This is a genomic window from Halalkalibaculum sp. DA384 (genome assembly GCF_043951955.1).
Classification (GTDB): Bacteria; Bacteroidota; Rhodothermia; order Balneolales; family Balneolaceae; genus JAMQKA01.
The window spans coordinates 80,114-103,351 of the sequence record NZ_JBINJE010000007.1; the positions used below are offsets into that span (position 1 = coordinate 80,114).

Genomic DNA, 23,238 nt, shown 5'->3' on the forward strand with positions numbered 1-23,238 from the left:
ATGTGTTAAATCGCTTATCGTATTAATAAACAGATAAAAAATTATTTAATTTAGGCAAGTTCAACAGCGGTTAAAATTAACCATTGTTTTGGTAAAATACGATCCTTGAAAAAGGTTTATTTTGATACGATAAAATCAGTATACTTTTAAAATAAATTAGAAAATTCCAACACGAACTATATAAAAAAGGTTTCTTTAAATGCCTGATACGAAAAAAAAGAAACAATCTGGAGCCGAAGAGGTCAACTGGGATCTTTCGGACCTCTACAACGCTATCGATGATCCCCAGCTGCAACAGGATATGCAGAAAGTGGTTGAGCTTGCGGACCGGTTTGCGAACACCTACAAGGGGAAGATCGCCCAGCTGCCTGCCGCCCAGCTGTGCTCCGCCCTTGAAGAGTACGAGGAAATTCTGGAACTCATGGGAAAGATCGGGTCTTTTGCCCACCTGACATGGACCACGAATACGGAAAAGGCTGAATATGGCAAGTTGATGCAGCAGACGAAAGAGCTTTCTTCCGACATCAGGCAGAAGCTGGTGTTTTTTGATGTGGAATGGCTGCAGATCGGGGAAGAGGAGGCTGAAAAACTGGTGGAGGCTCCGGAACTCTCGCACTACCGGCACTACCTGGAGAGTTCGCGCAGGTACAAAAAGCACGTGCTCGGAGAGAAAGAGGAGCAGGTGCTTTCCGCAAAAAATGTAACCGGCCGCAGCGCGTGGAATCGCTATTTCGAGGAAACCCTGGGGGCAGCGCGATTTGAGCTGGATGGTGAAGAGCTGACGCAGCAGGAGATGCTGAGCAAACTTCACGAGAGCGATCGCAATCTGCGGGAACGGGCTCATGCAGGCCTCACAAAGAAGTTCAGGGAACTGAGCAGAACGCTTACCTTTATTTTTAACACTCTGCTGGCCGACAAGCACACCAACGACAAGCTACGGAATTACGACAGCTGGATCTCTTCCCGTAATCTCGCGAATGAAATTGACGACCAGACCGTCGAAACGCTAATCGCAGCGGTGACTTCTAAATATTCACTGGTGCAGCGTTTTTACGAGCTGAAACGGAGCCTTCTGGGGTATGAGCAGTTGTTCGACTACGATCGCTACGCTCCGCTGCTTGAAAGCCAAAAGAAAGTGAAGTGGGATCGGGCCCGCCAGATGGTCACAGGGTCGTATTCGGAGTTTCATCCCGAGATGGGTACTATAGCCGACCAGTTTTTTGAGAAGCGCTGGATCGATGCCGCAATCAAACCGGGCAAGCGCGGTGGGGCCTATTCGGCCAGTACGGTGCCATCGGTCCATCCCTATGTGTTTATGAATTATGACGGCAAGCTCAGGGACGTGCAGACGCTGGCCCACGAGCTGGGCCACGGCGTCCACCAGTATCTCTCGCGGGAACAGGGGGCGCTCCAGGCCGGAACCCCGCTGACCACGGCGGAAACGGCCTCGGTATTCGGAGAGATGCTGGTGTTCCAGAATTTGAAGAAGCAGCTCAAAGATCCCAAAGAAAAGCTGGCCCTGTTGATCAGTAAAATTGATGACACCATCGCTACGGTTTTTCGCCAGGTTTCGATGAACCGGTTTGAACACGCCATCCATACCAAACGTCGGGAGGAGGGGGAGTTGACCACGGCCGAATTTTCAGAACTCTGGAGGGAACAACAGGAGGCGCTGTACGGCGATTCCGTCGCCCTCACGGAAAGTTATGACTTGTGGTGGTGCTACATTCCCCATTTTTTGCATACCCCGGGATATGTATACGCGTACGCATTCGGGGAACTGCTGGTACTGGCCCTTTATGAAGAGTACCGGCAGCGTAAAAATGGGTTTGCAGATCAGTATATTGAGATGCTCAGGGCCGGGGGTTCTGAGTGGCCGGAAGAGATCGTTGGCAAGGTAGGGCTGGATATCACGCAGCCGACCTTCTGGAACAAGGGACTGGAAGTCTTCAGGCAGATGATAGAAGAAGCGGAAGCTTTGGCGGAAGAAATTAATAAATCCAACTAATTCAAAGGAAATGGAATCATACGCAGAGGCACGCCAAAGAGATCGTTCTAACGCCGAAATTATGGGACAGAAGCGGCAGGAGAAGTCGCTCAGGGAATTTAAGCAGGTGTTGAACGACCTGATTTTTTTACTTCGGAATTCATCGGGTGTAGAGACCTGTTACCTGTACTGGGTGAATCGGTCACGAGAACAGTTTGTACTGGAAACCAAGGCGACGGTGCTTTCCAATGTGATGTTCCAGGATCGGGTGTCGTTTTACGACCATTTCCTGAACCAGTACAAGGACATTGCCGATCCGGTGAGTCTGCGGCTGGGTGAGCATATCGATCCCAATGAGTTGTTGCACTACTACAACCAGATTCCGATACGCCACATCACACTGTTGCCTTTTATAAACAACGGCGAAACGGTTGCCATTACGGTTATGGAATCGAGTGAAGATACCCTGGATGAGGAAAAGAGTGAGATCGTATACTCCTACTCCGATGCTCTCCGGAATGTGCTGAATACCTATCTCGAGATTAGTGATCTCTATGAAAGCCAGGAGGAGTGGGTTGATTATGAAAAAAGCCTGGAAAAACTTGATATACGGTCGCACCGCGGAGAGCTGGTCTACCAGATGGTCAGTGAAATGCAGAAGTATGTTCAAACCGGCGGTGTCTCTTTTGTCGGGCAGGGCATGCAGGGGTGGAACAACCTGCTTAATGCAGCCGGTGCCCGGGGCGCTCCTCCCGTGGGCATGCCGCTCAAGGAGGGCACTATGGCGTACGAGGCACTGCAGAAAGGTCAACCTGAATTTGCCATCCATTTTAATGACAACCCGAAGCGGATTTCGCCCCGCGAGCAGAATACGGAAGGGGCCACGCTGGCCGTTCCGCTGAAGTTCCACGACCATCGGCAGGGAGTGGTGCTGGTGTACGACAAAAACCCGCTGCTGTTTAAGGAATCGACCAAGCACAAGTTTATTAATTTTGTTCGCCAGGCCCAACTCAAAATTTTGGCCAACAATCCGAAGCTGGATAAAACGGCCCCGTTCCTGAATAACCAGTACCACGCCCTGCTGCCCGATATATGGGAGCGTGTGGTCGATTGTGAACTTGAAACAATTGCCGGCCACTCAACGCAATACCACACCTGGTTCGGATTGGTTACGATGGAAAATCTGCCCGCGCTTCGTACGCAGCTTCGTATCGAAGATCTCGAACACATGCAAAAAGACCTGGTGAGCTTGTTTAACCCCGTGCGGTACGGAAAATCGGGTTTTATCGGGTCCCACTCCGATTACGTTTACACCTTCCTGATCCAGAGCCGTGCGGAAGATGCGGCAAAAGAGTGGATTCAACTGCTGGAACAGCGACTGCAGGAGCCTGTGGAACTTACAAATGGCGTTCAGATCGAAACGTCGATCAAGGTTGGGTTTACTAAGCTGAATGCGGATCAGGAAGACAGCTACCAGGTCTTGAGCCAGGCAAAATCGGCACTTTCAGAAGCTATGAAGGGGAGCTCAGTATAAATGGGCAATTTTTATCTGCTGGTTGTTGACGGTTTGGGAGTCGGGGCCCAGGAGGATGCCGCGGAATATGGGGATGAATCTGCCAATACGCTGGTCCATGTCTGTGAACAGACAGGCTGCCGGCTTCCCAACTTCCAGAAACTGGGTCTCGGGAATATTGTTGATTTGAAGACCGTCGCCCCGAACGAAGCTCCCCTGGCTGCCACCGGAAAAATGCGTGAGGTTTCTGCAGGAAAAGATTCCACAACCGGACACTGGGAACTTGCGGGCCTCCGGCTTGACCGGCCATTTCCTACCTATCCGGAGGGATTTCCTGATGAAGTGATCGACTCTTTTTGCCGTCAGATCAACGTGGAGAAGGTCTTATGCAACCAGCCGCTCTCAGGTACAACAGCCATCGCCGAGTTTGGAGCAGAGCATCTGCAGACAGGATCTCCGGTCGTGTATACCTCCGCCGACAGCGTGTTTCAGGTGGCCGCCCATATAGAGCAGGTACCGCTGGAAAGATTATATGAATGGTGTCGACTTGCACGGAACCACGTGATGGTGGGTCAACACGGGGTAGGGCGGGTCATCGCACGGCCGTTCCGGGGACCGCCCGGAGCGTTTGAACGCATTTCTGAACAGCGGAAGGATTTTTCGCTCTCCCCTCCGGAGCATAACGTGGTTTACCAGCTCTATCGAAACGGGATTAAGACCTACGGCATCGGCAAGGTAATTGACCTGTTTGCCGGGGAAGGATTTACCCAGTACCGCAAAACCAGGGCAAATGCCGAGGGTATCTCGCAGATGCTGAGCCTGATGTCGGCTGCCGAAGATAGTTTCGTATTTGTCAACCTGATCGATACGGATCAAATTTACGGCCACCGGCTGGACCCCGACGGCTACGCCCGCAGCCTGCAGGAGATCGACCGGGCCATCCCCGCCATGGCCAATAAAATTAAGGATGATGATCTGCTGGTCATTACTGCTGATCACGGCAACGACCCCACGGCCCAAAGCACCGATCACAGCCGCGAATTTGTTCCACTGCTGGTCTTCCCGGGTGAAAATGCGAAACGACTGAATCTGGGAATCCGGGCCACCTTTGCTGATGTGGCAAGTTCAGTCGCAGAATATTTCGGATTGGAACAAAACTATCCCGGAAGTTCTTTTATTAAGGTGAAGTAATATTACAATGGATCGAAGAGGGCTTTGCAGAACCCTCAATTCCTCGTTTTGAGGGAGTTATATTCCCGTTTAAAAGATCAATAAGGTCTATGGTACAACCACTTCCCAGCGAAAGAGGAGGCGCTGCAAAGGTCCCTCAAAGATTATGGCTTCTTCAGGAAGATCTTGTTCAAGCCCGCGTATTGTGCGTTCACTAATTTTACTACATGGCGAGGGCAGCGTTGTAGTTGCAAAAAAATATCAGCCTGCACAACTGCCTGAGGAGGGGAAACAAATTATTGATTAGAATTCCTGGCTAGAAAATGATATATTATAGAGATTTGTTGACTAGCCTAAGCAACAAAATTTTAACGATCCCGTTATCATGACGTACAAAGAAGGTAACAGGCATACGAATTAAACATACTTGTTATTATTTCTTTATAGCATTTCTTCATTGAAATCATCACAAATGTTAATCCCAATTTAACCCAGCAAACACCGTGGCAAGAAGTTCAGGAATTTCTACCAGAGAGTCAGAGTCATTAGATCGCTATCTACAGGAAATCGGAAAAGAAAAACTCATTACCCCAGAAGATGAGGTAAGGCTTGCAAAAGAGATCCAGAAAGGGAGCCAAAAGGCGCTTGAAGAGCTTACAAAAGCGAATTTGCGTTTCGTGGTTTCTGTAGCCAAGCAGTATCAAAACCAGGGCCTTTCGTTGGGCGATCTTATCAACGAAGGGAATCTCGGACTGATCAAGGCAGCAAAACGTTTTGATGAGACCCGCGGTTTTAAGTTTATCTCATACGCTGTTTGGTGGATTCGCCAGTCTATCCTGCAGGCGCTGGCCGAGCAGAGCCGGATAGTACGCCTGCCGTTGAACCGGGTGGGAGCGTTAAACAAGATCGGTAAAGAACTTTCCAAGCTGGAGCAGGAGTATGAACGCGTACCTTCTGCCGCAGAGCTGGCCGAAAGTTTGGATATGACCGTATCGGAAGTTGCTGATACACTTAAGATTTCCGGCCGGCACCTATCGGTGGATGCCCCTTTCGCCCAGGGAGAAGACAACCGGCTGCTGGATGTACTGGAAAATGAGGAAACCCCTGACCCTGACAATGACTTGATGGGCGAATCGCTCAAAGTCGAAATTGAGCGGGCCCTTTCCAAACTGACAAACCGGGAAGCTGAAGTGATTCGGTTGTACTTTGGGATAGGCCGAGAGCATTCCCTTACGCTGGAAGAGATCGGAGAACGGTTTGATCTGACCCGCGAACGTGTGCGCCAAATTAAAGAGAAAGCCCTTCGAAAGCTTCGTCATCACAACCGAAGCGCCGCCTTACGGGCTTATCTCGGTTAACATGTTGTATGATTTCAAATGATGAAAGCCCCGGCTGTAAGGTCGGGGCTTTTTATTTTTAGGTTGTATAACGTTTGCAGGGCTGTTACGTTGTTAAACCACTATGAAACGATTTATCTGCATACTGACAGTTGTTGCTGCGGGTACCTGTGCCGCCGAAAGCCAGGTGCTGCCGTTTCGTTCTTATTCCATTGAAAACGGGCTGAGCGAAGCGGTCGTCAACGATATGCTCCAGGACAGCGACGGGTACATTTGGATTGCAACCGGGTACGGGCTGAACCGGTTTGACGGGATAAAGTTCGAAAATTATTACCAGGAAGACGGACTTGCCGGCAACAAAATCCAGTCGCTGCATGAGGATACCCGGGGGCGCATTTGGGTGGGCACCGAGTCCGGGATAAGCATCATCGAAGATGACAGCATCAGTACGGTTCCGGGCATGGAGCCGCTGGAGTCCACCACTGTACTCGAGGTTTTTGAGGATGAAAACGGAGATTACTGGTTCGCCACCGATGGCGATGGAATATGGCATCAAGAGGAATCCGGGAATCTCATTCAGTACACCACGGTCCACGGACTGGCGGGCAACCGTGTTCGGGATATCATCGAAGATAAAGAGGGCACTCTCTGGTTTGGGACGCGTGATGGGTTGACCAGCCTCAGCGGAGGGAATTTCAGGAGCTACAGGACCAGGCACGGATTGCCGGATGACAAGATCCGGGATCTTGAAACGGATCCCACCGGTGGATTTTGGATCGCCACGCGCGGTGGACTCAGCCATTTTCGACAGGGAGAGTTTACCAATTACACCGAGGCAGACGGCCTGGTGAACAACCGGATCCGCTCAATATCTCCCGATGCGAAAGGAGGACTTTGGCTGGGTACCGAGGAGGGCGCCAGCTATTACAACGGCGATTCGTTCCGGAACTATACGATTGATCATGGTCTTTCAAATAATATCATCTACTCTACACTCTACGATCGGGAAGAAAACATCTGGTTCGGAACGTTTGGAGGCGGAATAAACCTGTTTCTGGGAGAACAATACAGGAATTTTACTATCGAAGAGGGGTTGCCAAATAATGTAATCACTTCCATAACGCAGGAGCCGGGGGGCGCTTATTGGATAACCACATACGGCGGGGGAATTGTACGATATACCGATTCGGGCTTCGAAATCTTCAACCAGCGCGACGGCCTGGTGGATAACAAGGCCTATACCTCGATGGTCGACAGCAATGGGAGACTGTTTGTGGGTACCCGGTGGGGCATCAGCATTTATGACGGCGAAAAATTCCATAATTTTGATGAAACGGAGCTTCCCTACCGGAAGATACGTTCCATTGTTGAGCGGAGCAGGGGCGGTGAATACTGGATGGCCACCTATGGAGAGGGTGTACTCCGGTTCCGTGAGGGCGAGTTTACGCTCTACAAAGAGGAGGACGGGCTCGCTAATAATACCGTGCTTTCAGTCATTGAAGACCGTAACGGTCAGTTGTGGTTTGCTACATACGGGGGCGTAAGCCGTTATAGTAACGGCGAATTTACCAACTACAGCATCCGGGATGGACTGCCGAACAACGGGGTGCTGGATATCCTGGAGGATCGGGCCGGCCGGCTTTGGTTCGCGACGTTTGAAGGGATCGCCCGCTACAATCAGGATGGATCTTTTGAGGCGATCACCCCCCGGGATGGTCTGCCGGATGAGGTCTGCTACTTTATTATTGAGGATGACAAGGGAATCAAGTGGATCGGCACCAACAAGGGAGTCGTGAAGTTCGATTATGAACAGTACCAGTCGGGCAGCGGAGAAATAAGCGGGGCTTTTACACTAATTACGCAGGACCAGGGAATTGTTGCAAACGAAATGAATGCCGGTGCGGGATATACCGACAGCAGTGGCGATTTGTGGTTTGGTTCGGTAGGGGGACTTACCCGTTATACGCCCGGTACCGACGAACCCAAAAGAGTACCTCCCCGTGTCCACATTGAGGATGTCCAGGTTTCGGGAGAGTCTGTTGGGAAAAAGCACACAGTGCAGATCGAAAGCGATGACCAGAATGTGGTTATCAACTTTATAGGAATCAGTTTTACTGCCCCCGACCAGGTGCGTTATGAATACAGGCTGCGGGGTTCGGGAGAAGGCTGGCAGCAGACAAACCAGCGATTTGCCCACTATTCAGCACTACTTCCCGGCGAATACACGTTTCAGGTGCGGGCCCAAAGCAGTGACGGGATATGGAGCACGCAGGCCGCATCCCTTGATTTTACCGTGCAGGCACCGTTTTGGATGCGCTGGTGGTTTATTCTGCTGGTGGCGGCCGCGATCGGGGGCGTCATCTATTTTATTTATCACTACTACAAGGTCCGGAAGATGGTCGAGATGGAGCGAATGCGCGTACGCATAGCGAGCGACCTGCATGATGATGTGGGGTCCTCGCTCACCGAGATAGCTCTTCAAACCGATTTCCTGCAAACCACAGACCTGCAAGACGAAATAAAAAAGTCGCTTTCCCAGATCGGGGAACAGAGTAGAAAAATTGTGTCGAGTCTTGATGATATCGTTTGGTCCATTGACGCGCGCAACGACACGCTTGGTGATCTCACAGATCGCATGCAGGACTATGTCAACAGCGTGCTTCCGGGCAAGGAGATCTCGTACCGTTTCGAGGCGCTGGACATGGACAAAAAACTGACGGTACCGATGAAAGAAAATATTTATTTAATTTTTAAAGAAGCGATCAACAACATCGCCAAGCACGCGGAAGCCACCAAAGTGGAAATTGAGTTGCGCAACAAGAACGGGTCGATCGACATGTATGTTCATGACAACGGGAGCGGTATAAATGCAGAAGCGCGAAAGTCGGGTCACGGGCTCAGGAATATGAAGATGCGGGCACGGCGGATTGACGCGAACCTTGAGTTCGAAAATGAAAATGGATTTACCGTGTACCTGTCTGGGAAGCAGTGATATTCGAAAATAATGAGTACTTTAACTCGTGATGCATTACCAAGCAGCCTTGCTCTTTCACATGTCATTCGCTGTCAAGATACTGTTCTCCAAAACAACTTTTACGCGGCTCATAAAACAAGACATCTGATAACTGAGAAATGATATATTATGCCTTCAACAGTCGGAATAGTAGAAGACAACAAAAAGATAAGGGATCTGATTCAGCGTTATCTGGATATGCAGGATGAACTCTCCTGTCCGGTGGCGGTAGACACGGTGGAGGAGATGATGGAGTACCTGGAAGAGCACAAAAAGCCCAACGTGATTTTGATGGATATACAGCTTCCGGGCATGTCAGGTATTGAGGGAATCGGGCTGATCAAGGAGCAGTATCCCGAAATCGAAATTATCATGCTCACTGTCTACCACGATTCCCACAAAATATTTAACTCACTTTGCGCCGGCGCTTCGGGATATCTGCTCAAGCATACCTCGTTGCCGGAGATCAGGGACTCCATCCTGAACCTGCTGGACGGCGGGGCGCCGATGTCGCCGCAGATTGCTCGAAAAGTGATCAACCATTTCCAGGATCAGCAGCCCCGGAAGAATTCCGAGTCCGACCTGACACCCCGCGAGCATGACATCGTAAACGGGCTTGTGGATGGACTCAGTTACAAAATGATAGCCGATCGGTACGATATATCAATCGACACGGTACGGGCTCACATCCGCAACATTTACAAGAAGCTGCACGTAAATTCAAAAGCTGAGGTCATCGCAAAGTCCCTGAGAGGGGAGATCTGAAATCCAAGGGCAACGCAACAAAACGTTGTTGAAACGGTTGTTAATAATAGCAACAAAGAGTAACATGATAATGTTATTGAACAAATACCTGTAAATAGTGCATATTGAAACAGAAGTTAGCAAAAGCCGTTAATATGCCGATTCAGCTTAATAGCTACGTTGAGCAAACCGGCAAATGGAGAAAGCCATGAAATCCCGAATACCGTTTACACTGCTTATCGCTTCATTATTCTTTTTGACGGGCTGCTATACGCAACTTCAGTATTCACAGCGCATCCACAGGATTACGGATGAACCACAGAAGTCCGATACCTATACCTACGAGGGGGAGCAAACAGAGCCGCGGGCTGAAAGTGCACCCGGGACCGATGAAGATGAATTTTATTATGAAGAAGGGTATGAAGACGGCTACTACGACGGTACCGAAGATGCGTTCTACTACAAGGATTACAAGGCCGCCGAATGGTATGCCCGACATGGATTCGGAAGTTTCTACCATGATTATTACTTCCATCGGTATGGCTTTCCGCAGCGCAGCTTTTACAGCAGGTATCATTTCCATGATCCCTTCTTTTACGATTATTATCCCGGAACATTCGCCACCTTTAGTTTAAGCCTGCACTTTGGGCATTCGTTTGGGGCGTTTTATGGATATCCGCACCACTGGTACCGATATCGCGCGTTTCACTACTGGGATCCTTATTATGGCTACGGTTATCGACCTGTATTTGTGAACAACTACTTTTATTCGGGTTATGCCGGGTATGTTGGGGTAGGTAAAGACAAAAAAGACCGTACCTACGGCCGAAGAACAGTAACAGGCACCAACAGGGTGCGCTCCGGAGCATCATCGGATGCGGCGGTACGCTCCGCACGTACGGCCTCCGAGGTCAGGGAGAAGGGGCGAACCAACACTACGAGGTTGAGAACCCGAGACAACGGAAATACCGTACGAAGCCGGGGAACGGTCCGCACCCGCTCCAGTTCAGATACTCCCCGCGTACGCTCAACCGGTCGATCGAGTACCGGCAGGTCGAGCAGCGGCAGTACTACGCGTCGGTCAAGAGATAATGAGTCTAACCGTTCGGCGGTAGTAACAGGAACAGAGAACGATAATTCTCGAGCGCGACCTGACTACAGGGATTACAGCAAAATGGAAGAGATGAACCGGGAACGGATCCGGAACCGGATAAAAAACAGCCGGACCTCTCAATGGGGAATGGATAGAAATATCAGGGATCTGCTGGATTTAGATCGTCCAGATCGTTCCGGCAACCGTATTCGCATCAATTTTGATAACAGTAACCGGTCTTCCGGAAACTCCATTTATAACAGGAAGTCAAGGTCTTCATCCAGTAACAGTTCATCCGGAACCCGGGTCAGATCCCAATCCTCGTCCTCCTCCAGCCGTGGAAATGTGTCCTCTCCCAGAAGTCGCAGTTCCAGTGGTGACAACTCATCCAGCGGTTCTTCCAGCCGAAGGAGCAGGGGCAACTAAAGCGCTGTTGCAATCCAGTATTCATTCCAGTCAACGGAAACTGCAAGAATATTAAATATCAGGTACCCCGCGTATGTCCAGATACAAGAGAATACTACCCCTGCTGCTAAGCCTGTTTTTACCGGTTTCACTGCTGGCGCAAAGTGCGGAAGATGTCCTGCGCTATAGCCTCGAATATCCCTCCTACGACGCCCAAAGTTTGGTTATACCCGGTATCAGCGATAACGCCGGTTTCGGTAGTTTCCAGGAAAATCCTGCCGCTATGGGTCTGTTCGAAGATAGCTTTACCTCGTTCAGTATCAGCATGAGGAACGTAAATGAAAAAACCACGTTCCAGAATGATACATTTAGTTTTGATGATTCGCAGTCGAATGTAGGGGATTTCGGACTGGTCTACAAGATCCCAACCGTGCAGGGCAGTTTTGTAATTGGGGGCGGATACAGCCAGACCACCGACTTCAACCGCGCGATGGGAGTCAATCACCAGAATAGCAGGAGTTCTCTAAGCGATTTTTATAATATTACCAGCGACGATGCCCTCTACGATGCCGCCTTTAATGTATATGCACTTGACTGGGCGGATGTAGACAGTACTTATACGCAGTCCATATTCAGAATAGGATTTGCACCTGAAGACTGGCCCGGCGTGCAGCAAAATATGGAGCTGACGGAACGGGGACGGATGGGGGAGTATTCGGCGTTTTTTGCAACGGAGTTTCAAAAGAACCTGTACATCGGTGCCTCCCTTGGGATTCTGGTCGGGGAGTACCACTATGAACGACAGTTTTTGGAATCGGATCCCGACAATATCTATGATGGTTCTCTGATCGACAGTGACGGCGACGGGACCGGGGAAACCGACATTGATCGGATACTCAGTGTGGATACCATCGATTCGGAATTTACAGGGCTGTCGGCTCGAATCGGCTTGTTATACCAGGTCAATTCCTTCCTGAGCATAGGCGGCAGCTATGAAATTCCATCGCTGCTTTCATTTGACGAGGAATTTAATACGCAGTTAACCTCAACTTTTGACAACGGGGCTGGATTTGAAGAGGAGCTGCCCGGCGAATTTTCTTATAGAATCGAACGCCCGGCGCGTATCAATGCGGGCATTACCCTTACAGGTCTGAATGGGGTCAAGCTTTCACTTGCTGCTGAACAGGTCGATTATACGACTGCTGAACTGGATCTCGAGGGAGAGGACCTGGACTACCAGCAGCAGGAGAATGATTTTATTGACCAAAATTTCAGGGAAGTAACCAATCTGCGTGGAGCAATTGAATTTAATTTCAATGAGGGGTTCTCTCCCCGCTTCGGGTATGCATGGTTCCCCAGCCCCCGGCAGAACGGCGGCACGGAACGTCAATTTTTCAATGGTGGATTCAGTTCCAGGTTTTCTGAGAATTTCTGGTTTGATTTTGGAGTGCAGTACTCTATCTGGGAGGATCAAAACCAGTTATACAGCTATGACAACGGCAGTCGCATCGTTCCGGAAGTGGCCGAAGAAGAGATTCGGAGGCTCCATTTTATGGCAGGAATTCGAATCGGATTTAATTAGGCCCTAATTAGTGTTCAGTGCCCCACAAAAATTGTGAAAATCCCTAAGCGTAATCATGGCTCTTTGAGCAAGTCCTGACTATGACCGCTTTCCCGCGGAAGAGAAATTTTACGGGGCGGTTCTCCTTGAATCGCCCCGTTATCACCCGTTTTAATATTAAGGGCTCCAAACCGCTGTTTCTTCGCCTATTCTGCATCGAGAGCTTCCACCTTTTTCTTGGGATTGACGCTGAGAACCGGGGTTTTTACATGTCGTACAATGTTGGTGGTGGTACTGCCCATCATCAGGTAGTCGATACCTGTTCGGCCAACTGTTGCCATTACGATAAGATCTGCCGGTTTGTTCAGGTTGTAATTCAAAATGGTTTCGTGCGGTGTATCCTGCGAGACGATGACATTGATCTTAAGTCGATCGCTTATCTCGTGCAGCTCCTCTTTGGCCAAAATTTCCAGCCTTTTTTTACGGAGTGATATTTTCCCCTCATCCGGTTTTTCGTCATGCTGGGGATCATAGCTCATCACGTTCAGCAGTTCCACTTCGGCGTCCGCTGCTTCGGAAATCGACTGTACCAGCGGAAAGGCCGCGTGCGAATTGTCAGAAAAATCGGTCGTGGTCAGGATCTTCTTGATCGGTCCGATCTCAGACTCCTTGTCAATCACGAGCACGGGTACGTGAGAAATGCGCAACACTTTTTCCGCTACGGAGCCCAGGAAAAAACGGCTGAATCCCGTACGCCCGTGGGTACTCATTATAATCATGTCGTATGCTTTTCCCTCATCCGCAATAGCATGGGCGGCGTTGCCCACCGACACAATCGATTCATCAAGGTAGGCGGGATCCACCTGCTCGCGGGCCACCTCTTCCAGTCGTTCTTTCAGCGACATCTCTATCTCGTCGTAATCTTCGGTTGGGGTGGTGCCGTAGCCCAGCATATAGGGTCCTTCCATCTCGCTGATCGGAAGGTAGGCGTGAAACGGCGTGACCCGTCCGTCAAAAAGCTTGGCAAACTGTTGGGCGGCCGTTAGCGCGCGCGTGCTGAGATCTGAAAAATCAAGTGGAACAAGTATTTTTATGTTTTTCATCGTCTTTCCCGTTTTAGTTGTCGTTGATTGAATAAAATGGTTTCACAGCCATCCCTTTTTCCTGAAATAGACCATCATGACTATCGCCATGATAAACATGAGAAGCATCACCAGGGGGTAGCCCCAGTACCATTGCAATTCAGGCATGTTATAGGGACTTGCAGCCGGATCAAAATTCATCCCGTAGATGCCTGCAATAAACGTCAGCGGGATGAAGATGGTGGCAATGATGGTGAGCACTTTCATGACTTCATTCATCTTGTTGCTCACATGGCTCATGTAGATGTCGTGCATGCCGATTACCATATCGCGGTAGTTTTCTATATTGTCGATAATCTGTACCATGTGGTCATAGACATCTCGCAGAAAAAGCTTGGTGCGCTCCTCAATAAAGGGAGATTCATCACGAATCGTGGAGTTGAGCATATCCCTCAGCGGCCAGACCGACTTTCGAAAAAAGATGAGGTCCCGCCGGAGGGCATGGATTTGATGCAACGTTTCCTTGTCGGGATCGTCCAGCACCAGGTCCTCAAGGTGTTCAATACGGTCGGCCAGGTGTTCCAGAACGCTGAAATAATGGTCCACGACCGTATCAATCAGGGCATAGGCAAGGTAGTCCATCCCATGTTTCCGAATGCGCACATTGCCGTACATTAAACGATCCACTACCGGTTTGAAAAAGTCGTGGTCGGATTCCTGGAAAGAGAGCACGTAGTTGTCACTAAGTACGATACTGACCTGCTCAGATTCAATCTGGCCCCGTTCCTCTGACCAGGTGAGCATCCTGATCACAAAATAGATGTTGTGCTCATACAGCTCGGCCTTGGGTCGCTGAGTGGTGTTTACGATATCCTCCTGTACAAGGGGATGAAGGTCAAAGTAGGACCAGATCGAGGTAAGCTTTTCAATATCGTGAACCCCGCAAATTTTTATCCATGTTTTGGATGGATTTTCCAGGTAGGGCCGGCTCTCTTCTACATTCTCAATTGAAACCTGATCCATATGCTCTGCATCATAGTCGTAGATGGTGAGTTGAACATCATCCAGCCGCTGCTCCCCGATGTGCTCAATCGTACCGGGTGCAGATCCCGGCTTTTTCTGTTTTCGCTTCGAAAAAAGTTGTAATCTCCTGGAATTTTTAGTCATAGCTTTTTTGCCGGCGTGGATTCTGACGTATCACTAATCTGACGTATCACTAATATGATGATCCACGTAACGACAAACAAGCCCGGATAGATGAACATGTTATAAAGATGGGACCATACATAATGCCTGTTTTCAAAGGTAGGTATGAAAAGTCCTCTGTAATTATTCAGTCAGGGGTGAGAGCCATTGCCGGCAAATCAGGACCGTTGTTCTCTTCTCTTCAAGATCCAGTGAACCACCGGCGGGGCAAAGATGATGGCGATGAAGACGATGCCGGTAAACAGGTAGATGACGACTGCCAAAAGGATACAGACAACCAGTACCAGCAGGGAGATTGCGTTGGTTTTTTGCTGAATATCCATGATTCCGACTGGTAGTCTAACTTAAGTACGCAGAAAACGCAAGGAGTCTTACCCCATTTTGATGAGTTTATCGCAATAGCTGGGTGAATACCCCGTGTCCAATTATGCCGTTTCCAGCCGCAGCACCTCCAGCGGGGGACGTTGATACACGCTTCGGCTGTTGAGCATTCCGATAAGGATTGTAAGCCCCGCAATGGCAAGCGTGCCGATGATGATGACCCAGATATTGGGTATAAACGTGAGATCGAAATAAAAGTAACCGAGCAGCCATGTGGAAAGCACCGACAGGATGAGCCCCGTAAATGCTCCCAGCACTCCAAGAAAAAAGTATTCGATGGAAAGAATCTGGATGATCTGCTTTTTGCTGGCTCCCAGGGTGCGCAGCAGAACGCTTTCTTTAATGCGCTGAAGCCTGCTGATGGCTACCGAACTTGCAAGAACAATAAGGCCCGTAAGGATACTGAAGAGTGCCATAAACTGGATGGCGAATGAAATTTTATCAATAAACTCGTTGATCGTCTGCAGGATGAGCCCCACATCGATGGCTGAGACGTTGGGGTATTTTTGTACCACCTGCTGCTGAATTTGGGCCGACTCATCCCGGCCGGAAGTCCGGGTAACAATTACACCGATCTGCGGTGCCTGCTCCAGTACACCCTTGGGAAATACCATGAAAAAGTTGGGTTGTACGCGTTGGAAGTCAACCTCCCTTATGCTTGCGATGTAGGCTTTGACCGGCAGCCCCTGAACATTAAAGGTGAGCGTATCACCGATCCCGGCGTTCAGGTCTTCTGTAATTTCTTTTGCGGCGGAAACCGGTATCACGTCGGTTTCGGGGTCCACTTCGCCAATCCATTCTCCCTCCACGAGTGTTTCTGAGTCGAGCAGGGAATCGCGGTACGTGGAACGGTATTCCCGGTCGAGGGCCCAGCCCCGAATATTACTGGAGGTGTCTTCCCGGATCTCCTCGACAGTACGTCCCTGGTAGGAGGAGATCCTCATCGTTACGATAGGCACATTCTGTAAGATGGGAATTCCTTCTGCCTCCATAATTTGGCGTACGCCTTCGTTCTGGTCGGGCTGGATATCAAACAAGATCAGGTTGGGCGAATCATCACGGGTGGCAAAATTGAGTTCACTCATAAGCATATCCTGGCTGAAGTAGAGCGTGCTTATCAGCAGCATACCAAGACCGAGCGAGAGCAGGAGCGTAGCCGTTTGGTTATTCGGGCGATATAAGTTGGCCAGTCCCTGCCGCCACACATACGAGAATTCAGAGGGAAAATAACGTTTTACAAACCACATCAACCCACGGGCCACCAGCAGCAAAAGGCCAAAGGCCACAATCATGCCAATGGTAAAGACGCCCCCGACCATCCAGTCTTCGGTGATCAGGGTGGCATAACCGGCAACAGTGAGTACGATAATGCCGTAGATGCTCCATTTCGTTTTACGTCCCAGTAGGTTGGTAAGCGTTTCATTCATCGTACGCAAGGCGTAAAGCGGAGAGGCCTTGCGCAGCGAAAGCAGCGGCATCAGGGCGAAAACCAGTGCGACCCCTGTGCCGGTGAGCAATCCGAGAGCCACCGCAAGCCATGATATCGTCAGGTCGACATCAACCGGTAAAAAGTCACTGACAAGTTGAGGCAGCATATACTGGATACTCACACCGAGTACAGTGCCCGCCAGCGCGCCCGTCAGTCCCAGCACCAACGCCTGTATCAGGAATATGGTCATCGTTTGGTTGGAGGTGGCTCCAAAACAGCGCAGGACGGCGGCGGTGCTTATCTTTTGCTTGATATACAGGTGGATGGCACTGGCTACCCCGATGCCCCCCAGCAGCAGCGCAACAAACCCTACGAGGTTCAAAAACTTGGCCAGGTTGCCCACTGCCTCTCCCATCTCTTCACGCCGTTCGGCCACGTCATCGTACCGCAGGTCGTGTTCATCCATGAACGCCTTGGTATTCTCCCGCATCTGGGCCATGTCGCGGCCATCGTCAAACTTGAAGTACATCTTGTATTCCACAAAACTGCCGCGCTGAACCAAACCGGTGGAATCCACCATGGAGTAGGGAATAAAGATGCGGGGTCCCACCATGGAGACGGCCGCCGCTTCGCCGGGAACCTGTTCTATTCCACCTGAAATTTCAAAAGTTACATTACCGATTCGCACAGAATCTCCCACTTCGGTGCCGAACTGTACCATAAGGGCGTTATCCAGCAGTGCGGTATTATTCTGCCGGTAAGTGCGGACAGCCTCTGGTGGGTTTGTGAGGATCTCCCCGTAAAAGGGAAAATCTCCCTGTATGGCGCGAATCTGTGACAGGCGGGTACCCCCGCTTTCCGGAAGGTACGCCATCGAGTTAAATTCGATCATTTTTGACTGTTCGCCCCCGAGGGAATCGAAATAGGCCAGTTCCTCGTCGGAGAAGGGGCGTTCGGCCTCGATCTCAAGGTCTGCCCCCAGTAGCTCGCGCGACTGGTTGTCAATGGTATTGGTCAGGCTTTCCCGGAACGAGGTAATAGCCACCTGTGCCGCTACACCAATAATGATAGCCGAGATGTAGAGAAACAGCCGCTTTTTGTTGGAGCGGGCATCGCGCCACGCCATTTTCCATGTCCATGAAGACCAGAAGGGAGCCATCGGTTACGCCTCTTTAATGTTAACGGTAGCTGTTTCCCTGATCCATTCGTCCGAATCGATCTTTCCATTCTTAAGCTGTATGACGCGATCGCACTTGTGGGCCAACTCGAGATCGTGGGTTACAATGACCAGCGTGGTTCCGCTGGCCCTGTTCAGGTCAAAAATCAATTCTTCAATGGTTTCCCCGGTTTCCGCATCCAGGTTGCCGGTAGGCTCATCAGCAAAAAGGATCTGCGGTTTGTTGATAAAGGCCCGGGCAATGGCTACCCGCTGCTGCTCTCCCCCAGACAGCTGCGTGGGATAGTGGTGAAGGCGATCTCCCAGTCCCACTTCCTGTAATAATTCCCTCGCGTATCGATTCACTTCTTTGGTCGCTTCCCCCCTCAGCTCCAGCGGAACCATGACATTTTCGAGCGCCGTGAGCGTAGGAATAAGCTGGAATGTCTGGAAGACAAACCCCACAAAATCGTTACGGGCGGCCGCGCGTTCATCTTCACTCAGATCGCCAAGCCTTATACCGTTCAGGATGACTTCTCCACGGGTAGGCCGGTCGAGTCCGGCACATAATCCCAGCAGCGTGGTTTTTCCACTGCCGGACGGGCCCACAATGGAGCAGATCGTTCCTTCGGTGACAGTAAATGACACGGAATCCAAAACGGTCAGTTTTTTATCTCCGCTCGTAAATTGCTGCGTCAGATTGTTGATTTCAAGTATGTTTGGTGATTCCATGCCGGATATTATGGTTAAATTTGTACTTTGAATATAGTCTGTGGCTGTGAAACTCAATCAGTTACCGACCCGTGAAGCTGTTGGTTCATCAATTTGCAGGTGACAACTCCAGAGACCGTTTAGATCAAGAGTTGTTCGTGAATCGGTTCTCAACGCCACATCTGCTGGTTTTAAAATGCGTCGAAACCAACGCTGTTGCACCCGGAGATCTCGATAACGGTATAGCTGAGCGTCTGTGCTCAACTCTCTGCCACACTGTGTTATTGTTTCAAAATCAGTTGATATGTTAAGAGAACACTATTCGGGACATTCCCAAATGAGCCCGGTTAACTTATAACATGAATTTGTAGGAAATCTGAAAATCGATGGCGTTTAGCAATATTATTACGAATCTTCCATTTTTTAGTAGATCTTAAAAACCCACCTGCTTAGCAGCTGGTAATGTACTACATTCTGTTTGTGTAATTAAGATGGGTATAACTAAAAAACAGTGATCCTCCATTCCACCGGTAAACGGATTTATTGCTGCCTGCGTTAGTCCAATGAATACAGTCACAAAACAACCATGGAATTTATGAAGCACACGATTTTACTGACGATTATATCACTTTTTTTTACCTGTAATCCCGGATACTCTCAGGACGAGAGTGCCAATATTTTGTTTTTTGGGGATAGTATTACCGCCGGAAACGGGGTAGACCAGGATGAGGCCTTCCCGGCTCTTATACAGGAAAAGATCGATTCGCTCGGGTGGAACTTCGAGGTTCAGAACGGCGGGTTGAGCGGTGAAACTTCGGCGGGGGGACTGCGGCGTATTGACTGGATGCTGAGCAAGCCGGTGGATGTGTTTGTGCTGGAACTGGGAGGCAATGACGGTCTGCGCGGCATTGACGTGGGCTCCACCAAGGAGAACCTGCAAAAAATAATTGACAAGGTGCGCGAAAAATATCCGGGGGCGCAGATCATTTTGGCAGGCATGCAGGTGCCGCCGAACCTGGGACAGGAATACACGAACAGTTTCAGGCAGATGTACACGGATCTGGCTGAAACGAATAACATCCCCTTGATCCCTTTTATCCTGGAGGGAGCGGCACTCAACCCCGATTTGATGCAGGATGACGATATCCATCCGAATGCAGAGGGTCATAAAGTAGTGGCTGACAATGTGTGGGAGGTCCTGAAACCGGTTCTTCAGAAAGTGAGAAGCTGAGCTTTACGCGTTCTCCTCCCGGATAGACCCCGTGAAGCTGTTTGCAGGTGTATCAGAAAATCTTGAAAATCGGGGTAAAAACAACTCTACTGCAGAATACTGGAAAATTTAAATTCTTATTTTATCTTGATTTGGTCGTGCTTCTGACGAGCGTGCCCTCAAATAACGTTAATCAGCAATTTCCCGTACGTGATGAAATCTTTATATCTTCGATATTTTTCTGTTTTGTTACTCTTCCTGCTTGGTCCGGTATCTTCTGCGGATGGACAGCAGCTTGACTACCAACCCAAAGTGTTGCTGGTGACGGCCCACCCCGATGATGATGCCATATACGCGGCAACGGTTTTTAAAACCACGCACCTGCTGGATGGCGTGGCGGATCTGGCCATCATGACGAATGGAGAGGGCGGCTACCGCTATTCCACACTGGGGAACTATATTTACGGCAGGCAACTGGACAAAGAGGAGGTCGGCCGCGCCTATCTTCCCGGAATTCGTAAAAAAGAGGTGATGGCCGGTGGAGAGATCGTGGGGATTCGAAACTATTATTTTCTGGAGCAGAAAGACAAGGAGTATACCGAGGATGTTCAGGAGGCGCTCGATATGTGGGACGCATCCTGGATTGAACAGCGACTGCAGGAGATTCTCGAGGAAGAGCAGTATGATTTTGTGCTCACAATGCTGCCCCAGCCTGGCACGCATGGACATCACAAGGCGTCGGCCCTGCTTGCACTGCGTGCTGTTGAAAATATGGAACCGGCACGGCGACCGGTTATCCTCGGCACGACAATATTTCGGGAAACGGACGGGGAAACCGACTACGAGATGCTTGAAGGATTTCCGTTAACCCGTGTGAACCGCGATCATCCACCCCTGAAATTTGACCGAACGCAGACATTCGGCTTCGAGGATCGCCTGAACTACAATATTATCGCAAACTGGGTGATTGCGGAACATAAATCACAGGGAACCATGCAGCTGTTTATGAACGGGGTTAAGGTAGAGGCGTATCTTTTTTACGATATCAACAAGGATGCCGAATATGACAGGGCTAAAGCATTTTTTGAAGCCGTCAACGCCGCCGAGATGTATACCCTGGATCAGTAGCGGTAAACGGGTGACAATGCCCGCTGTCAAATATTTATTGATAACGGCTGTCTCATTTGACGGTGGTCCGTGATCTTACCAAAATTTCCACCAGGTGATATATCCTTTTAGACGATCTATGAAATAACGGCCGTGAAACCAGCCCAACAGCCCGCAAATGGCCAGAAATGTGAGGATCAGGATGTTGGTTAAATCCCCGACAAAGGATGTAATGGAATGGGAATATGAGAAGATATACAATCCCCCGACGCCGATTCCCGGGAACATCCAGAAACCGATAATCTGCACCAGGACGAACCCGATCAGTATCGCTTGCAGGCTGTGAACTGCGCGTTCGCCGGCGGTGGGTATGGGCTTGTGGGAGGTTTCATCAATCTCAATAAAATCATCTTCACCGGGCGTTCTCTGTTGATCCATTGATTTGTAAATGTAAATATGAGCGCATGAGCATGTTATGGAAGTGAACACCCACCAATGACTGTTGGGATCGTCAATTTGGTGGCTGTCAGAGTCCAGAAAATAAGGTCTGATTTCCTGAGATACATATATTTTTACGACCAGCGGGCCAGTTATCGAAACCGATACTTCTCCGGTTTAAAAATCATGCTAGTTATTGTGTGTACCTTCTGTGAAATCTTTATGCAAGTTCTCGTTGATACTTTAAACTGTTAGCCCGGATTTCTCACGAGTATGTTGGATAAAATCATGTAACTTCATGGATGACAATAACTTAAACTTATACCATTTTTTACTGCCAAATTATCATTACAGTCTGTGACAGGCTGCGAAAGTGGCCTTTCAGCTGCGTTGAAGGACAAATCACCTGCTCAACGTACCAACGTACGTCTGCGCGGTCATTTGCCCTTCGCCTTGCTGAAAAACAAATTTCTTGGTAAGAAATCCGGGTTAGCACGTTAAAAAATATAGACAAATATGAGTATAGATTTACGCAGCGATACGGTCACAAAACCGACGTCGGAGATGCTCCGGGTTATGATGAACGCCGAGGTGGGGGATGATGTATTCGGGGAGGACCCCACCGTAAATGCGCTGGAGGACAAAGTCGCCGAGTGTTTTGGCATGGAGGCCGGACTGTTTGTGCCCAGTGGAACGATGGGAAACCAGTTGTGTATCAAGGTGTTGACCCGTCCCGGGGATGAAGTGATGATCGAGGAAAAGGGGCATATTTTCAATTATGAAGGGAGCGCCGCTGCAATATTTTCTTCAGTTCAGCTGCATACTGTAAAAGGGCAGCGAGGTAAATTAAGCGCGGATCTTCTTTGGGACAGGCCCCGGGGGCAGTTTGACTGGGAACCCCGCACGAGGGTTATCTCCCTGGAAAACAGCACCAACAAGGGAGGAGGGGCCTGCTACACCCGGAAGGAGCTGAATGCCCTTCGGAAATTTGCTGACGAACATGATCTCAGGATACATCTTGACGGGGCCCGCCTCTGGAATGCGGTGATCGCGACCGGTATCGACCCCGCTTTTTTTGGCCGGGTGGCCGATACCATCAATGTGTGTTTTAGCAAGGGACTGGGTGCCCCCGTAGGCTCCATGATATTGTCTTCAAAAGAGCATATCCGGCGGGCCCGCCGGTTTCGGAAAGCGATGGGCGGAGGAATGCGCCAGGTCGGTATTCTGGCAGCTGCGGCCAACTACGCCATGGACCACCACTGGAGCAAGCTGGAGGAGGACCACCGGCGCGCAAAAGAGCTGGCATCGACGATCAATACCTGTGGCGGGCTTTCCATCGATCCTGATTCAGTAGAAACGAATATTGTAATCTTTGACCTGCTGGAAGAAAAGGCGGAAACAGCCCTGCAAAAACTCGGCCAGCACGGCGTACAGATGGTGCCCTTTGGTCCCCAAACAGTGCGTGCGACCCTGCATCACCAGGTGACCGACGATGATGTGGCTAACGTTCAGCAGGTGCTGAAACAACTGTTTGACTGATCTGCCGTGCCGGCCATCACGCACTTGACCCGCAGTTCCCTGGAAATCAGTTTTGCTAAACTGTGCCCTGTCAACGATGAAGATTCAGCTCTGCTGGAACGCAGATCACACTGATTGTTGCAGATCATCACGGAATAATCGCTATAACAGCATCTT

The 23,238-nt window shown here is 49.9% G+C and carries 17 protein-coding genes; 11 read left to right on the plus strand and 6 right to left on the minus strand.

Translation table 11 applies throughout. The features are described from left to right. Positions 1-199: 199 nt before the first annotated feature. From ACG2E4_RS06305 to ACG2E4_RS06340, 8 genes are all read left to right on the plus strand, one after another. Positions 200-2,008 (plus strand): M3 family oligoendopeptidase, encoded by a 1,809-nt coding sequence (locus ACG2E4_RS06305; protein ID WP_395276022.1) that lies wholly within the window; start codon positions 200-202, stop codon positions 2,006-2,008. Between the two features lie 10 nt (positions 2,009-2,018). After that, a complete protein-coding gene (locus tag ACG2E4_RS06310; RefSeq protein WP_395276023.1) occupies positions 2,019-3,521 on the plus strand; it encodes a GAF domain-containing protein in 1,503 nt (500 codons plus the stop codon). Further along, entirely contained in the window at positions 3,522-4,691 is a 1,170-nt protein-coding gene (locus ACG2E4_RS06315; RefSeq protein ID WP_395276024.1) for a phosphopentomutase, read from the plus strand. A 482-nt stretch (positions 4,692-5,173) separates the two neighbouring features. Continuing rightward, positions 5,174-6,028, plus strand: coding sequence for an RNA polymerase sigma factor RpoD/SigA (locus ACG2E4_RS06320; protein WP_395258839.1), 855 nt, complete (start codon positions 5,174-5,176; stop codon positions 6,026-6,028). A 103-nt stretch (positions 6,029-6,131) separates the two neighbouring features. Beyond that, positions 6,132-8,999, plus strand: coding sequence for a two-component regulator propeller domain-containing protein (locus ACG2E4_RS06325; RefSeq protein WP_395276025.1), 2,868 nt, complete (start codon positions 6,132-6,134; stop codon positions 8,997-8,999). A gap of 150 nt (positions 9,000-9,149) precedes the next feature. Further along, a complete protein-coding gene (locus tag ACG2E4_RS06330) occupies positions 9,150-9,785 on the plus strand; it encodes a response regulator (RefSeq protein WP_395258835.1) in 636 nt (211 codons plus the stop codon). A gap of 187 nt (positions 9,786-9,972) precedes the next feature. After that, positions 9,973-11,283, plus strand: a complete 1,311-nt coding sequence (locus ACG2E4_RS06335) for a hypothetical protein (RefSeq protein ID WP_395258833.1) — start codon at positions 9,973-9,975, stop codon at positions 11,281-11,283. A gap of 73 nt (positions 11,284-11,356) precedes the next feature. Continuing rightward, positions 11,357-12,844 (plus strand): hypothetical protein, encoded by a 1,488-nt coding sequence (locus ACG2E4_RS06340; protein ID WP_395258831.1) that lies wholly within the window; start codon positions 11,357-11,359, stop codon positions 12,842-12,844. 185 nt (positions 12,845-13,029) lie between these two features. On the opposite strand, the gene ACG2E4_RS06345 is transcribed toward ACG2E4_RS06340, so the two are convergent. The 5 genes from ACG2E4_RS06345 to ACG2E4_RS06365 form a co-directional block, all read right to left on the minus strand. Next, positions 13,030-13,926, minus strand: coding sequence for a universal stress protein (locus ACG2E4_RS06345; protein ID WP_395258829.1), 897 nt, complete (start codon positions 13,924-13,926; stop codon positions 13,030-13,032). Between the two features lie 42 nt (positions 13,927-13,968). Beyond that, positions 13,969-15,072 carry a magnesium/cobalt transporter CorA gene (gene corA, locus ACG2E4_RS06350; protein WP_395258827.1) on the minus strand — a complete coding sequence of 368 codons (1,104 nt, stop codon included), beginning with the start codon at positions 15,070-15,072 and terminating at the stop codon, positions 13,969-13,971. Positions 15,073-15,269: 197 nt separating this feature from the next. Beyond that, the gene (locus ACG2E4_RS06355; RefSeq protein WP_395258825.1) at positions 15,270-15,434 is read right to left on the minus strand and encodes a hypothetical protein; all 165 of its coding nucleotides are present in this window, start codon (positions 15,432-15,434) and stop codon (positions 15,270-15,272) included. A gap of 102 nt (positions 15,435-15,536) precedes the next feature. Beyond that, positions 15,537-18,080, minus strand: a complete 2,544-nt coding sequence (locus ACG2E4_RS06360; RefSeq protein ID WP_395276026.1) for an ABC transporter permease — start codon at positions 18,078-18,080, stop codon at positions 15,537-15,539. A 3-nt stretch (positions 18,081-18,083) separates the two neighbouring features. Beyond that, positions 18,084-18,809, minus strand: a complete 726-nt coding sequence (locus ACG2E4_RS06365; RefSeq protein ID WP_395276027.1) for an ABC transporter ATP-binding protein — start codon at positions 18,807-18,809, stop codon at positions 18,084-18,086. A 574-nt stretch (positions 18,810-19,383) separates the two neighbouring features. Here ACG2E4_RS06365 and ACG2E4_RS06370 point away from each other — a divergent pair. Next, the gene (locus ACG2E4_RS06370) at positions 19,384-20,019 is read left to right on the plus strand and encodes an arylesterase (protein WP_395276028.1); all 636 of its coding nucleotides are present in this window, start codon (positions 19,384-19,386) and stop codon (positions 20,017-20,019) included. Positions 20,020-20,211: 192 nt separating this feature from the next. Then, on the plus strand, positions 20,212-21,126 hold the full coding sequence (locus tag ACG2E4_RS06375; protein ID WP_395258817.1) for a PIG-L family deacetylase: 915 nt from the start codon (positions 20,212-20,214) through the stop codon (positions 21,124-21,126). Positions 21,127-21,201: 75 nt separating this feature from the next. Here ACG2E4_RS06375 and ACG2E4_RS06380 read toward each other — a convergent pair whose 3' ends face one another. After that, positions 21,202-21,543, minus strand: coding sequence for a hypothetical protein (locus tag ACG2E4_RS06380; protein ID WP_395276029.1), 342 nt, complete (start codon positions 21,541-21,543; stop codon positions 21,202-21,204). A 516-nt stretch (positions 21,544-22,059) separates the two neighbouring features. On the opposite strand from ACG2E4_RS06380, the gene ACG2E4_RS06385 reads away from it, so the two are divergent. Beyond that, positions 22,060-23,082 carry a threonine aldolase family protein gene (locus ACG2E4_RS06385; RefSeq protein WP_395276030.1) on the plus strand — a complete coding sequence of 341 codons (1,023 nt, stop codon included), beginning with the start codon at positions 22,060-22,062 and terminating at the stop codon, positions 23,080-23,082. Positions 23,083-23,238 lie beyond the last annotated feature (156 nt).

Coding starts and splice junctions, on each gene's coding strand:
- ACG2E4_RS06360 (WP_395276026.1), bottom strand. CDS start 18,080: ATGGCTCCCTTCTGGTCTTCATGGACATGGAAAATGGCGTGGCGCGAT.
- ACG2E4_RS06340 (WP_395258831.1), top strand. CDS start 11,357: ATGTCCAGATACAAGAGAATACTACCCCTGCTGCTAAGCCTGTTTTTA.
- ACG2E4_RS06315 (WP_395276024.1), top strand. CDS start 3,522: ATGGGCAATTTTTATCTGCTGGTTGTTGACGGTTTGGGAGTCGGGGCC.
- ACG2E4_RS06385 (WP_395276030.1), top strand. CDS start 22,060: ATGAGTATAGATTTACGCAGCGATACGGTCACAAAACCGACGTCGGAG.
- ACG2E4_RS06310 (WP_395276023.1), top strand. CDS start 2,019: ATGGAATCATACGCAGAGGCACGCCAAAGAGATCGTTCTAACGCCGAA.
- ACG2E4_RS06330 (WP_395258835.1), top strand. CDS start 9,150: ATGCCTTCAACAGTCGGAATAGTAGAAGACAACAAAAAGATAAGGGAT.
- ACG2E4_RS06355 (WP_395258825.1), bottom strand. CDS start 15,434: ATGGATATTCAGCAAAAAACCAACGCAATCTCCCTGCTGGTACTGGTT.
- ACG2E4_RS06370 (WP_395276028.1), top strand. CDS start 19,384: ATGAAGCACACGATTTTACTGACGATTATATCACTTTTTTTTACCTGT.
- ACG2E4_RS06305 (WP_395276022.1), top strand. CDS start 200: ATGCCTGATACGAAAAAAAAGAAACAATCTGGAGCCGAAGAGGTCAAC.
- ACG2E4_RS06335 (WP_395258833.1), top strand. CDS start 9,973: ATGAAATCCCGAATACCGTTTACACTGCTTATCGCTTCATTATTCTTT.
- ACG2E4_RS06375 (WP_395258817.1), top strand. CDS start 20,212: ATGAAATCTTTATATCTTCGATATTTTTCTGTTTTGTTACTCTTCCTG.
- ACG2E4_RS06345 (WP_395258829.1), bottom strand. CDS start 13,926: ATGAAAAACATAAAAATACTTGTTCCACTTGATTTTTCAGATCTCAGC.
- ACG2E4_RS06325 (WP_395276025.1), top strand. CDS start 6,132: ATGAAACGATTTATCTGCATACTGACAGTTGTTGCTGCGGGTACCTGT.
- ACG2E4_RS06380 (WP_395276029.1), bottom strand. CDS start 21,543: ATGGATCAACAGAGAACGCCCGGTGAAGATGATTTTATTGAGATTGAT.
- corA (WP_395258827.1), bottom strand. CDS start 15,072: ATGACTAAAAATTCCAGGAGATTACAACTTTTTTCGAAGCGAAAACAG.
- ACG2E4_RS06365 (WP_395276027.1), bottom strand. CDS start 18,809: ATGGAATCACCAAACATACTTGAAATCAACAATCTGACGCAGCAATTT.